The following is a 13,341-nucleotide window of genomic DNA, read 5'->3' on the forward strand; positions in this document are numbered from 1 at the left end:
TAGTATTAAATAATTGATAATTATATGGTTTGTGTTATTTCTCTATTTACCAAACTTACTTTGAAGATCCTTCAGCATGTCCGTTGTAATTGCCTTTGGCTTTTCCGGTTTCTGTTGCTGAAAGTCTTTTTTCACCTGCTTCTTTTCCGCTGGAGTTGAGTTTGATTTGATGGGTTGAGCCGCTTTCTTTTTACTCCGAAATCTAGTCCATATGTTTTCCAGGCATTTCTTCGTGTAGAGCGGGAAGTCACCTTGTATCATCCACGAGTAATAGCTCGGTTCTATCTCAAAGACATCCTCCACCGCGCGCCCTTTATGTTTTCCAAAGCTGAAAACCTCAATACCCTCTTCGTTGAAAACAAGTCTTCCCGCAAAATCTACGGGCTTACTCAGATTGGTGAATTGATGCAACGCCTCTACGTCATTGACGACAGGTGTCGATTTATTTCCATGTTTGTCTTCAAATGTGCTACCTTCATAGCGACTTAGCTGCGCCTTCAACACTTCATAAGTGGCGCGTACATCCGCTTCCGCATTGTGTGCATTTTCCAAACTTTGGTCGCAGTAAAAACGATATGCCGCTTTAAGTGTGCGCTGTTCCATTTGATGGAAAATATTCTGTACATCCACAAAATTCCGACCTTCTAATGAAAAATCGACCCCTGCCCTAAGAAATTCTTCCATTAGCATGGGAACATCAAATTTATTGGAATTGTACCCTGCCAAATCAGCATCTCCAATAAAAGTAGCCACTTGAGCTGCTAACTCTTTGAAAAAAGGAAGGTCTTTTACATCTTCATCATAGATTCCGTGAAACATGGAAGACTCCGCAGGAATAGCCATCCCAGGGTTGACACGGAGTGTCAGCACATCCTCCTTTCCGTCAGGCATGATCTTCAAGATTGATATTTCGACGATTCGGTCCAATGGGATATTGACGCCAGTGGTTTCCAAATCGAAAAATGCAAGTGGTCTTTTTAATTTCAGTTCCATGAATTGCTGTTTTGTCGCTTACTATTTTTCAAAAGTACGCAGTAAAAGTTTCAAATATGGCATTATCCTACGAGAATGACAATAGCGTTATAAATTAGTTACAAATTTAAGGAAGATGTTCTATTTTACGAACTTCACCTCATCTTTGAGTCATCGATTTAAATATCTTTTTTACATTTTTATAGATAGTCTCGCACCTTCAGCCTGCCTATTGGTAATAAAAAACGCCTCACAAATGAATTGCTGAGGCGCCTTTTCTAAATGTACGAAGGGATTTTATCCCAGTATTTCTTTCAATTTATTGACTTGATATTCGGCAAGCTTTTGAAGCGGTCCAGAAGCAAGCATTTTCATCATCATATTCAAGTCTGCTTCAATGACAAAGTCAGCTTTAGTAGTAGTATCCGAAATCGGCCTTAGCTTCCAACGCAACGTCAAGTCAAAAGGTGCCTTCTCACTAGGAGATGCAACAATTTCCTCATTTTCGATTCGCTGATCTATTTTAAGAGCAAGCTTTGCCATATTTTGAATCGTGAATCGAGCTTCTTCATTGGTCGAAGACCAATTGTAAATATTCTCCGGCATCAATTGTTCGTGATTATTAAAATCCGCCAAAAATTGATATACCTCTTCTACAGACCTACCGATTTCTTTATTGCTTTGGATGACTGTCATATCTTGTCAAATATGTTAGACGTTGTTTGGTTCCCAAGTCGAAGGACTTAAGCGCCATTGTTTTAGCATTTCTACCTCTTCATCGAGGATATAGTTACGTTCAGCAGCAACCTGAAGCAAAGCCTCGTAATCGCATAATGTATGGAACAAGCATTTTGCCTCGGCAAAGTTCTTTGTGGCCTCTTCAAATCCATAGCTGAATATACAGACCAAGCCCACAACATTACAGCCTGCGTCACGTAGCGCTTTTACAGCCTGTAGACTGCTTTTTCCCGTTGAGACCAAGTCCTCTACCACCACCACACGTTGACCGCTGACCACCTCGCCTTCAATCAGATTTTGACGACCATGGTCTTTGGCACTACTACGAACATATGTAAATGGCAATCCTAATTCCTGAGCGACCAACACCCCTTGTGGGATACCCGCAGTCGCAACACCTGAAATCATATCTACCGAACCAAACTCATCTTGCACCAATTTGGATAACATTTGTCTGATGTACGTACGGATAGACGGATAGGATAATGTAACACGATTATCACAATAAATTGGAGACTTCCATCCTGAGGCCCATGTAAAAGGGCTTTTAGGTTGCAATTTTATTGCTTTAATTTGCAGTAAGGATTCAGCAATTTTTTGTTCAACCTCATTTAAATTATTCATGGCGCAAATTTATAAAATTTATATGAACCAATCTGTTTTAATTTTGACAGATTTCGTTCCCAAAGACCTTCAAAATATCCAAACGGTTGGCATTCAAGAAATTGAACTTGAAAAACTTTTCAATGAGTCCTCCAAAGCCTTAGAGCCCATCTCCTATCTATATATACACCCGGATTACGAAATGGTTTTTAAAAACATTGTCGACAATACCAAGACCATTTGGGCCGCTGGCGGATTGGTCGAAAATGGGGATGGAGACTTTCTTTTTATTTACAGACTGGGGCGTTGGGACTTACCCAAAGGCAAGGTCGAAGAAGACGAAAAGATGAAAGTAGCTGCTGTTAGGGAAGTTGAAGAAGAGACCGGCATCCGGATCGATTATCTAGGCCCCAAGATTTCAGCAACCTATCACACCTACTATATGAAGGGCAAGTTTGTACTCAAAATCACCAACTGGTATCGAATGGGCGTCAATAAAGTTCCCAAATTGGTCCCTCAACAGGAAGAAGATATCACCCAAGCCGAATGGTTGTCCCCCTCTAAATTGAAGAAGGTGAAGGAAAATACGTATCCACTCATATTGGATGTCATCCGTAAGATAAAAAAATAACGAGCAGCTTGTTCTTTCTATAAATTGACCCTGCTGCTTCAAAAAAGGCCGGTTTCATTTCTGAAAACCGGCCTTTCTTCAATTTACACTCAAATCGAATATGAACAATTCTTTATTCTACGCTACGCTTACCACGAGGTCCGTCTTTGCGTTGTTCCCTTTTTTCCTGTAAAACCTTTTGTTGCTCGGGTGTCAATATTTTATTGAGTTCTTCTTGATGTGCCTTCATCGAAGCTCTGAATGCTTCACGATCATCTTTTTTCTCGGTCATGAGGGTCTTTTGATTTTGTGCATTTTTGAGTTGCAATTCGTAGACTTGTTTTTTTTGATCTTCAGAAAGCGTCAATTGCTTATCAAGTCTTTCGGTTTGCATTTTTGCCATCTCCTCAGGAGACTTATTTTCTACCATTTTAAACGAACGCTCAGGACGCTTCTTCTGTTCTTTGGAAGTTTCGGTTTGTTGAGCAAAGGTAGCAAATGTCAATCCTGACATTAGGCCTACCAACAATAACATTTTTTTCATTTTTATGTTGCTTTAGTAATCAATGTACCGTCTATAAAATAGATAGAGTATAAAAAGACAATAAAGTTTAATCACCTTTTGTTAAAAAAAGTTAAGTCCAATCATTATCGCAAATATTTTTTAAAATTAATTCCCTTAATAATCAGCGTTTTTCCAATCAAGGGTAAAATATTTTTTGGATATCTCAGAAGAATATCTACCTTTGCATCACTCCAAACAACGGAGAACACTACAAAAAAGACGCCCAGATGGCGGAATTGGTAGACGCGCTAGTCTCAAACACTAGTGGGAAACCGTGCCGGTTCGATCCCGGCTCTGGGTACAAAAAGGAGATCACGAGAAATCATGATCTCCTTTTTATTTATACATTCATTCTAAAGGTTATGATTTCTTCTTTCGGAACTTGTTCCACCAGATGACAGCTCCTGTCACGGGGAGAGAGGCGCAAATCAACGAAACGACAAAAGCCAACACCTTGGTCCAGATGCCACCTATACTACCCACATGAATATCGTAATTCATTGAAGCCAGTTTGTCCCCTGCTTTTATAGACTCACTTGTTACTATCTTATCTATCTGTCCATCCTCTTGTCTAAAATAATACCAAACAAAATCACTTGTTTTATCCTGACTAAGCCTGACCTGTATATCATGATATTCTTCTTTCCTATTTCGCAATCGAAGGGACATCATATCTGCACCAGGATGTTGAACAAGCGCATATACGAGTGCATTGTCACGTGTGTCCAACGTGGCCTGGGGGACTGTTGGTTGGATTTGTTTTGGAGCAAGCTCCGTCTTGCTGATAGAAAATCCATTAAAGAAGTTCACATAGGCACTTTTAAAGCCTGGATACGCAAATACCAATCCTGTAATACACAATATCAAGGCAAAGGCGAGGCTATAAAAGCCTAAAACATTATGCAGGTCGTAGTTGAATCGTTTCCACTTGACTCTCCTATCAAGCCAAAGCGCACGTTTTAATGCCTTTCCTTTCCATTTCTTAGGCCACCAAAGCATTGTTCTCTTTCGCTTTTTATTTACTTTTTGGCTATCACAGGATATCTATTTTTTTGAAAAATCAATTGCAGCAAAGCCATAAACTGTATATTGCAGGCCGATAGCTAGAGGTTACTTAATAAGCGATACGACAATGATAGATAATATTAAAATCACGAAGACAGAGGTATTGTCGGACAATTGGTATATCCTCCGAAAGATTACCTACCAATATACCAAACAAGATGGCACGCTTCAAACCCAAAGCAGAGAAGCCTATGACCGAGGCAATGGAGCCACCATACTACTCTATAATCGTATAGCACGAACGGTGATCTTGACGCGCCAATTTAGATTGCCCACCTACGTAAATGGCAATGACACAGGGATGTTGATAGAGACCTGTGCAGGTCTTTTGGACAAAGAGAATGCGGAAGATTGCATCAGACGCGAGACCGAAGAAGAAACTGGATATAAAGTGACAGATGTTCGCAAAGTTTTTGAAGCCTACATGTCTCCAGGCTCAGTGACCGAAATCCTACATTTCTTTATCGCCGAATATAGCAAAGAAATGAAAATACATGCAGGAGGTGGTCTTGAGCAAGAAGAAGAAAACATCGAAGTATTAGAAATTGCTATAGATGAGGCCATGGCTATGATTACAGATGGCCATATCAAAGACGGAAAGACCATCATGCTCCTCCAATATATCAAGCTCCAGCAAATCCTCTAAGGATATGATGGAGCTTGTTTAGGGGGAACAATAGCTATAATTTGATGGTCGTTCTATCCTATGACACCCTTGTATTAAAATTTATAGCCTGCACCAAGATAGCCTGTTCGGAACTGTTCTTTAAAATCCTTGGAACTATCATGATCTTTTAAGCCGAATGAATACATCGCGTTCAATGAAAGTCTTTCTTTGATTATGTAACTCACCCCTATGTTTGCGCCGTAATCCAAGCGATCACTGAATTTATCGAATTCTAATTTTACGTTTTCTCCGGTCTCCACATCCCGCATGCGTCCTCCAACCAGCAGCGACGCATATGGACCGGCGGTCACCGCAATCCTATCATTGCCCAGCGCAAAGGTAAATTTGGCATTTAGAGGCACATCCAGCCAGTGAGTCCTTATTTTCATTTTCCCATGCGGACTGAATACATAGCCATCGTTAGTCCAATACGCATTGCCGTATTCGGATTTGAAGTTACTCAGGCGGTATCCCAAACCAGTCTGTATGCTAAACATGGGCGACAAGTTAAAATCCATCAATCCACGAGCGTATGTACCTACACCAGCCTCTGCGTCGTTCAAGGTACGTTTTATGTCCGAAATTACGGTTCCAGCTTGAACCTCATAGCTTACTTTCCTTTCTTGTGCGTAGCTCACTTTTACGAAGGACAAAGCAGTCAATAAAAATGTAATTTTTCTATTCATAGTATATATATTAATTTCATCTAAACTATGTAGAAAAACTCAACAGAATACTTAACATGTTGTTAAATAACACATTTTAACAACCATTCACTCCTCTTACATGTGTGTAGGGTCCTTCTTTGGAGGCTCATCGTACATGTCATACTGAATTTGAAATCTTATACTTATTGGGAGCGCTTCCCCGCTTAGAATAGGATGGGTCGTTTTATAAACACTTGAGGTCGTCATCTATTTCCGTTAGCATATTGTAGATAGCGGCTAGGGCCTCTTCTCCGAAGTCCGCGCCACCGATTTGTGCCCATTGCTGGTCTTCGTCCCGTTCAAATGAAAATGTGCGTACCCTATCTTTTGAGAACAGGATATAGCTATAGCCTCCCCCGTCGCTTGGACATACCTGTATCGTGACCGCGCGAATAGTCTTTCGGTAGGTCAGCATGGCTGTCATCATAAAATTTTCGGAGTCCTTCATCTATCGCAGCATTTGAAATCGTGATCGCGCAAAGCCCCTCTCCCCATAGTCTCCTTCATTTTTTTGGATACCATAGGCCCATCCACAATCACCTTATCCGCAAAAATACTAAATTAATTAGCATATATAAAATATCCTGTTTTTATTTCATACAAATGCTACCTTTGCAACATGACATTAGACGAGCTCAAACAATTTTTTCAAGCCCAAGATCTTCCTTCAGAATTGCAGATCGGTCCCGATATGGTCGTTACAGAAGTCGATCAATTTCTCCGTATTTCTTTCTTGGTTGCGGAGGCCTGGACTAGAGATTTGGAAAAATGTCCCGAGTACCTCCGCCTGATCAAGTTCAAGCAAGCGTTGGAAGCTCGCTAAGCTAGCATACACTTCCACACCCCTCTAGCTGTCTACGATTCGACCATAAATACAAAACCATCCGCTGCAAACGGATGGTTGATGTATAGGTTATAATAAAAACAGAATCTACTTTTCGACCTTAGGTGCACCCGCACCGGCCGGTTTTCTAAAATTCTTCTTTTTTCTATTGATTTTCTTCTTTTGTGGTTTCCGTTTAGGATCATAGATAGGTCCCTCTGAGAATCCAGCTGGTAGCGGTACTTTTTCGATCTCCGAACCAATCAAATCTTCGATATTACCGAAACGGAATTGATCCTTTGTATTGATAAACGTTATTGCGGTGCCTGTTGTCGCTGCTCTCGCAGTACGCCCTACCCGGTGTATATAATCCTCCGGATCCGGTGGCACGTCATAATTGATGACCAGACTTATGCCCACCACGTCTATACCACGAGATATTACATCCGTACCTACTAATACATTAATGCGCTTCGCCTTAAATCGATTCATGATATCTTCCCGTTGGGCCTGCTCCAGGTCCGAGTGGAAAGCCTCTATGGCAATCCCCTTCTTTGACAGTTCGATTGCTAGTCGCTTGACGATTTCCTTCTTAGAGGCAAAAATAATAACGCTCGAATACGCTTCGTCGCTCAGTATGTTTTTGATCAACTCGCCCTTCTGCTCGTCATACACCAAGTACGCCTGTTGCTTGATACCATCAGAAGGCTTAGATAGTGCAATGTTGATTTCCGTTGGATCATGTAATATCTTCTTGGCCAATGCCCTTATCTTAAAAGGCATCGTTGCTGAAAAAAGCAAGTTTTGTCGTTTCTCGGGCAAGTAGCTGATGATACGGATAATATCTTCATAAAATCCCATATCCAACATGCGATCGGCCTCATCCAATATCAGATGTTGCAATTTAGAAAAGTTCGCCTTTCCAGATGATAAGTGCGCAATCAGTCGACCAGGTGTGGCCACAATAATATTGACCCCTTCCCTGATGGATCTTTTCTGCTGTTCGTAGTCCATACCGTCGCCACCGCCGTACACGGCAATAGAAGTCGCTCCGGTAAAATAGGCCAAGCCCATGATCTGTTGATCTATCTGCAAGGCCAATTCACGTGTAGGCGAAAGGATAATCGTGTTGATATGATCCGACGGCTCTACTGCAATCTTATGTAGAATAGGTAATAAGTAGGACGCTGTTTTACCTGTACCAGTCTGTGCACAAGCAATGAGATCTTTTTGTTGAAGGATAACAGGTATGGCCTGTTGTTGTATGGGGGTAGCCTCGAGGTATCCCATGCTGTCCAACCCCTCCTCCAATAAAGGGGCAAAACCGAATTCAGTGAATTTCAATGTTATATGTTATCGTTATTTTGTAAAAACGCCATAATGTAAGATTTTTTTTCTAGACGACATAATGCTTGCCCTAATAGTTTGTCCAACATTTCCCTGTCTTTCTAATTTTCAGACAGATACAATTGTTCACCCATGCCCTTCTGCACAAGCCTATGCAACAGCTATTAGGCTCGGTCTATCTCCAGCATTTTGACTATTTGCAGACTAATCATTACATTTTTTCAATAATCTTATCTGCAAATTCGCTCGTTTTGACCAAGGTTGCATCCGTCATCAGGTTGTAGAAATCTATGGTGACCGTTTTGTCTTTTATCGTTTGCGACAATCCCTTTACAATCGCTTCTGCAGCTTCGTGCCATCCCAGATACTCGAACATCATCACGCCACTCAAAATAACCGACGAAGGGTTCATACTATCTGTATTGGCAAAGCGTGGTGCCGTACCATGTGTCGCCTCAAAGACCGCATGCCCCGTCTTATAGTTGATGTTGGCGCCAGGAGCTATCCCTATTCCACCTACTATAGCCGCTAGTGCATCCGAAATATAGTCCCCATTGAGGTTCAGCGTTGCCACGACAGAATAGTCCCTTGGGTTCAAGAGTATTTGCTGTAAAAAATTATCAGCAATGACATCTTTGATTATTATTTTTCCAACAGCTTCTGCCGCCTTTTGCTCATCGTTGGCCGCTTGATCGCCTTTCGCTTCTTTCGTGCGTTCCCATTGTCCCCAAGTATACGTTTTATCGGCATACTCCGACTCCGCCACCTCATATCCCCAATTTTTAAAAGCTCCCTCCGTATATTTCATGATGTTACCCTTATGCACGATTGCAACAGATTTTCGCCCTTGCTCGATTGCAAAATCGATAGCCGCTCTAATCAAGCGCTTCGATCCTTCCTCTGACACCATTTTGATGCCCACACCCGTCGTATTCGAATAATTGTAATCCACATGGAGCGTATCCTGCAAAAAAGCCTGGATCTTGTCCGCATCGGCAGAGCCTGCAGCAAATTCTATCCCTGCATAAATATCTTCCGTATTCTCTCTAAAGATTACCATATCCACATACTCGGGATGCTTCACAGGTGAAGGCACCCCTTCGTACCATTTGGTAGGTCGTTGGCATACGTACAAGTCCAAGTCCTTCCGGAGTGCCACATTCAGTGAGCGAATACCCCCTCCTACTGGAGTGGTCAATGGGCCTTTGATCCCCACCAAATACTCCCGAAGGGTGTCCAAGGTGCTTTGCGGCAGCCATTCCCCCGTTGCTTGAAAAGCCTTTTCGCCAGCCAAGACTTCCTTCCACACCACCTTTCGGCTTCCACCGTATGATTCGGCTACCGCTTTATCAAATACGCGCACTGCAGCATGCCAGATATCCGGTCCGATTCCATCCCCAATAATGAACGGGATTACAGGTTGATTCGGGACAATTAATTGACCATTTGGGTCTTTCGATATTTTTGCATCCATCTGTTTCCGATTTTATGATTTGTCTTTACTGAACATATTGCCAATCTCCTTGCTGATCTTGCGAAATATTGGAGCAGGGTTCATGTCCTCGTAGTCATCTATATGCTGGTTGGGTAAGCGGCTCGGGAAAATCAGGATCAGATTCTGTTCTTTAAAGAATCTTCCTATCCGCTTCGCAAGCCCATCCAGTGAGTCGCGATAGGATACCTCTCCCGAGCGCGAAGACACAAAAGCCAGCAATGAACTCTCATCCGTAAACGATGATAATCCATATACATTGTCCCAATCTTCATAATTCTCAAATATACTAGGTACACTACTAGATACTTCCTGTAGATATTTCTCCAATGCCAATTGGGTGTGCGCATTGCAGACAAATTTTAAGGAAATCGAGAGCTCCTGTGCAAGCTTCAGCATCTTTTCCATCCAATACTCAAATCCCAATTCGGATTCCGCCAGTGGCGGCACGAAGCAGATGATGGATTTATGCGAAACAAACGGTTTGTCAAATCGACACATGAATAGATTGGCATCCGTTCGATTGAGGATACTTTCTGTTTTCTCACCGACGATTTTCTCGATGAATCCACTTTCTTGTGGCCACCCCAGTATCAGGCAGTCGGCCATGATGTCACGTGCAGACGTGCTGATTCCCGATGCGATATTGATATCCACAGTAGTCATCACCGCCACTTCTGTTTCCGACCCCGAGGCATATTTTGCCGTATTGTCCAAGTTTTTGCGAGCAGTAGCCATATTCTGAGCCGCTTGCTGGTTGTCCGCGACTACCGACACGACATTGATGGGGTGTGGAGATTTCTTACTCTTGATCAGCGTTGCAAAATCAAGGATAGACTCCATATTATTAAGGTTGGCGATCGGGATCATCAGTTGTTCATCCTTTTCATTCACTTCCGAAAAGTGTTGCTCATCTTGATCCCCATCCATGATTACTTTCTTAGAAGCACTTTCTGTCGCCAGCGTAGAGATGATACAGGTCACCAATATCAACAAGATAGTGCCATTCAAGACGCTATCATCGATCAAGCCATTCCGGTGCCCCACCATGATTACCGCTAGCGTTGCGGCAGCATGTGCACTGCTCAAGCCAAATATCACATTTCGTTGCGCTTTCGTGTATTTGAAGAATATCTGCGTGATCCATGCTGCTAGGTATTTACCTACTACAGCTACCACGGTGAGTGTACAAGCCACGATCAATGCGGTAGGTCCATGTGTCAGTACGCTCACATCCACGATCATCCCCACACTTATCAAGAAAAAAGGAATGAAAATAGAGTTGCCAATGAATTCAATACGATTCATCAATGCCGAAGAATGCGGAATAAGCTTATTCAAGGCTAGACCAGCTACGAACGCTCCGATGATCGGTTCCAGTCCTGCAATTTCAGCAAGGAATGCAGCAAAGAAAACCACCGCCAATACAAAGATATAATTAGCGGTCTTTTCGCTCTCCACCTTCTCGAAAAACCATTTCGCGATCCGAGGAATGATGCCAAACATGATAAATAGAAATATGGTGAACGACACCCCAAGGGTCACCCAAAATTCATTATTGATAGAGCCTTGTGTTGCACCCGAAATAACGGCGAGTATAATCAACACAGCAGTATCCGTGAGGATAGTACCTCCGATAGTGATCGCCACCGCTTCATTCTTAGAGATACCATAGCTGTTTACGATCGGGTACGAAACTAGTGTATGCGTGGCAAACATGCTGGCGATCAATAGGCTGGGCAGAAAATCGTAGCCCAAAGCGTAGTAACATACCGGAAATCCAATGGTGATGGGTATGATAAAGGTGAAAAAACCAAACCAGATGCTCTTATGCTTTGTTTTCTTAAACTCATTCATATCCAGCTCCAAACCAGCAATAAACATGATATAGAGCAATCCAATAGTGGAGAATAGGTCGACAGCCGAATTCTTTTCGAGCCAATTAAGACCGTGAGGTCCGATCACCACACCTGACATAATTAGGCCAATGATACCCGGGATTCGGATTTTGCGCAACAGGATTGGGGAGAGTAAGATAATAAAGAGGACAAGGGCAAAAATAAGTACAGGACTCTTTAAAGGTGCCTCAAAAGCGTGCTGTATGTGGTCTAGTGCATTTTTATTCATATATGTGTATTTGTCTTTTTAGGACCGTTAACTTTTCCCAACATAAGGGGATCGACTATCCAAAACCAAGTTTTAACGAGCACATAACCATTATGTTTACCGATGCTAGTCAAAGTTATGCTACATGGATCCGTCATAAAATATGTATTACCTGACTAGTGTTAATACACGGATATTGGATTAATTGTTTCAAACTTATTGAAAGTTGCTTTTATATGCAAGTATATGTAGATTCGACATAAAAAAAGCATATTAACCTTTATTTGACATTCCATACAGTTAGTTCCAGTCTAAAGTCTGCCAAATTAGGGAAGAATGGAGCCCACCCCTACCTCAATCCGGCAACTATTTGAATTGTATGGCTTTAATCGGGCTTATTTTGGTGATGAGCATAGAGGGCACCATCAACGATATCACGGCGATAATCACCAGGGCCAGGTTCAGTCCTGCCACGTCATACCAGAATACCTTGACCGGCACATATGAAATATAGTACATGCTCTCGTCCAATTTGAAGAAGTGCGTATATTTCTGGAAGTGATAGACCGATAGCGCCAAGATATTGCCGATAAACAGCCCTAAGCCGATGATATATAGCGCGTTGAACATAAATACCTTCTTGATCCCGCGATTATTAAAGCCCAAAGCCTTCAAAATGCCGATCATGGATGTCCGTTCCAGTATATTGATCAACAGCGAAGACACCATATTGATGACCGCTACAATAACCATCAGCACAAAGATGATGTTGGCATTCATATCCAGCATACCGAGCCATTCGAATATATCGGGCATACGCTCCACGATGCTTTGCGCGTTGAGGTCAATAGGCAATGCATCGTTAACATGCTCCGTCGAAGGGATCAATTGCCCGAAGTCTTTCACCCTTATCTCATAGCCCCCCGCATCATTGGGACCCAAATTATTGAGTCGTCGAATCATGGACAATGCGCCCACCACATAGACTTTGTCCAATTCCTGCGATCCTGTACTGAAGACCCCTTTGACCACGAATTTACGTTTACGAACGGGTTCTTGTATAAAATACATGATAAAGTCGTCTCCCGTCTTTAGTTTCATCCGCTTGGCAAAATACGAGGAAATCAAAATTGGATTTTCGGAGCCTTCCTGATTTGTAAAGTCAATCGTATCGCCCTCCACGATAGTCTTAGAAAGGTACAATTGATTATAAGTAGCGTCTATCCCCTTCATCAAGACACCTTCCACTTCGCCGTTTACATTCATAATACCCGCCTTCGTTGCAAAAGGATAGATAGACTGTATATTGGGGAGGGATTTTATTTTTTCGATACGATCGGCAGAGAGTGACATCGGTGTATTCTCGTACGAATTGTTGAGATCTTGCTTGGTGACGAGCACATCGCCAAAAAAGCCCCTTTGTTTTTCCGTGATTTCTTCTTTGAATCCTCTCAACACCGCTACGGAGAGTATCATTGCTGCGATAGCCAGTACTATTGCACTCACAGTGACGCGTACAATAAGCTTTGAAAAGGTTCGCTTTCCTAAAAAAGTAATTCGTCTAGCAAGGAAGTAAGGAAAATTCAAGCCTGATTAATATAATTTGTACCTTCGCAAAGGTAATCATTTTTGTCAATCGACATAGA

General features: G+C 42.2%; 14 protein-coding genes and 1 tRNA gene. 4 read left to right on the forward strand and 11 right to left on the reverse strand.

The window, feature by feature from the left end; all coding sequences use genetic code 11:
• Window positions 1–42 precede the first annotated feature (42 nt).
• The 3 genes from OQ289_RS11680 to pyrE all read right to left on the reverse strand — a co-directional run bounded on the left by OQ289_RS11680 (window position 43) and on the right by pyrE (window position 2,334).
• Window positions 43–993 (reverse strand): 3'-5' exonuclease, encoded by a 951-nt coding sequence (locus tag OQ289_RS11680; protein WP_270087040.1) that lies wholly within the window; start codon window positions 991–993, stop codon window positions 43–45.
• Between the two features lie 276 nt (window positions 994–1,269).
• Window positions 1,270–1,668 (reverse strand): SRPBCC family protein, encoded by a 399-nt coding sequence (locus OQ289_RS11685; protein ID WP_270087041.1) that lies wholly within the window; start codon window positions 1,666–1,668, stop codon window positions 1,270–1,272.
• A gap of 15 nt (window positions 1,669–1,683) precedes the next feature.
• The gene (gene pyrE / locus OQ289_RS11690; protein WP_270087042.1) at window positions 1,684–2,334 is read right to left on the reverse strand and encodes an orotate phosphoribosyltransferase; all 651 of its coding nucleotides are present in this window, start codon (window positions 2,332–2,334) and stop codon (window positions 1,684–1,686) included.
• 22 nt (window positions 2,335–2,356) lie between these two features.
• Between pyrE and OQ289_RS11695 the strand changes: the two genes are divergently transcribed.
• Entirely contained in the window at window positions 2,357–2,944 is a 588-nt protein-coding gene (locus OQ289_RS11695; RefSeq protein ID WP_270087043.1) for an NUDIX hydrolase, read from the forward strand.
• Between the two features lie 112 nt (window positions 2,945–3,056).
• On the opposite strand, the gene OQ289_RS11700 is transcribed toward OQ289_RS11695, so the two are convergent.
• On the reverse strand, window positions 3,057–3,467 hold the full coding sequence (locus OQ289_RS11700; RefSeq protein ID WP_270087044.1) for a hypothetical protein: 411 nt from the start codon (window positions 3,465–3,467) through the stop codon (window positions 3,057–3,059).
• Window positions 3,468–3,709: 242 nt separating this feature from the next.
• Here OQ289_RS11700 and OQ289_RS11705 point away from each other — a divergent pair.
• A tRNA-Leu gene (locus tag OQ289_RS11705) sits at window positions 3,710–3,789 on the forward strand.
• 59 nt (window positions 3,790–3,848) lie between these two features.
• Here OQ289_RS11705 and OQ289_RS11710 read toward each other — a convergent pair.
• On the reverse strand, window positions 3,849–4,487 hold the full coding sequence (locus OQ289_RS11710) for a PepSY-associated TM helix domain-containing protein (RefSeq protein ID WP_270087045.1): 639 nt from the start codon (window positions 4,485–4,487) through the stop codon (window positions 3,849–3,851).
• 133 nt (window positions 4,488–4,620) lie between these two features.
• Here OQ289_RS11710 and nudK point away from each other — a divergent pair, with 133 nt between their 5' ends.
• Window positions 4,621–5,199: a GDP-mannose pyrophosphatase NudK gene (nudK, locus tag OQ289_RS11715; RefSeq protein WP_270087046.1), complete on the forward strand. Its 579-nt coding sequence runs from the start codon at window positions 4,621–4,623 to the stop codon at window positions 5,197–5,199.
• A 74-nt stretch (window positions 5,200–5,273) separates the two neighbouring features.
• Here nudK and OQ289_RS11720 read toward each other — a convergent pair whose 3' ends face one another.
• Window positions 5,274–5,906 (reverse strand): porin family protein, encoded by a 633-nt coding sequence (locus tag OQ289_RS11720; RefSeq protein WP_270087047.1) that lies wholly within the window; start codon window positions 5,904–5,906, stop codon window positions 5,274–5,276.
• Window positions 5,907–6,111: 205 nt separating this feature from the next.
• A complete protein-coding gene (locus OQ289_RS11725; RefSeq protein WP_270087048.1) occupies window positions 6,112–6,375 on the reverse strand; it encodes a hypothetical protein in 264 nt (87 codons plus the stop codon).
• Window positions 6,376–6,546: 171 nt separating this feature from the next.
• On the opposite strand from OQ289_RS11725, the gene OQ289_RS11730 reads away from it, so the two are divergent.
• On the forward strand, window positions 6,547–6,750 hold the full coding sequence (locus OQ289_RS11730; RefSeq protein WP_033562473.1) for a DUF6965 family protein: 204 nt from the start codon (window positions 6,547–6,549) through the stop codon (window positions 6,748–6,750).
• Window positions 6,751–6,858: 108 nt separating this feature from the next.
• Here OQ289_RS11730 and OQ289_RS11735 read toward each other — a convergent pair whose 3' ends face one another.
• The 4 genes from OQ289_RS11735 to OQ289_RS11750 all read right to left on the reverse strand — a co-directional run bounded on the left by OQ289_RS11735 (window position 6,859) and on the right by OQ289_RS11750 (window position 13,201).
• A complete protein-coding gene (locus OQ289_RS11735) occupies window positions 6,859–8,094 on the reverse strand; it encodes a DEAD/DEAH box helicase (protein ID WP_270087049.1) in 1,236 nt (411 codons plus the stop codon).
• A 214-nt stretch (window positions 8,095–8,308) separates the two neighbouring features.
• Entirely contained in the window at window positions 8,309–9,571 is a 1,263-nt protein-coding gene (gene icd, locus OQ289_RS11740) for an NADP-dependent isocitrate dehydrogenase (RefSeq protein WP_270087050.1), read from the reverse strand.
• Window positions 9,572–9,583: 12 nt separating this feature from the next.
• Window positions 9,584–11,716: a cation:proton antiporter gene (locus OQ289_RS11745; RefSeq protein ID WP_270087051.1), complete on the reverse strand. Its 2,133-nt coding sequence runs from the start codon at window positions 11,714–11,716 to the stop codon at window positions 9,584–9,586.
• A 345-nt stretch (window positions 11,717–12,061) separates the two neighbouring features.
• Window positions 12,062–13,201 carry an ABC transporter permease gene (locus OQ289_RS11750; protein ID WP_270087052.1) on the reverse strand — a complete coding sequence of 380 codons (1,140 nt, stop codon included), beginning with the start codon at window positions 13,199–13,201 and terminating at the stop codon, window positions 12,062–12,064.
• Window positions 13,202–13,341: the final 140 nt, after the last annotated feature.

Origin of the sequence: Sphingobacterium sp. SYP-B4668 (genome assembly GCF_027627455.1) — a bacterium.
Lineage (GTDB): Bacteria > Bacteroidota > Bacteroidia > Sphingobacteriales > Sphingobacteriaceae > Sphingobacterium.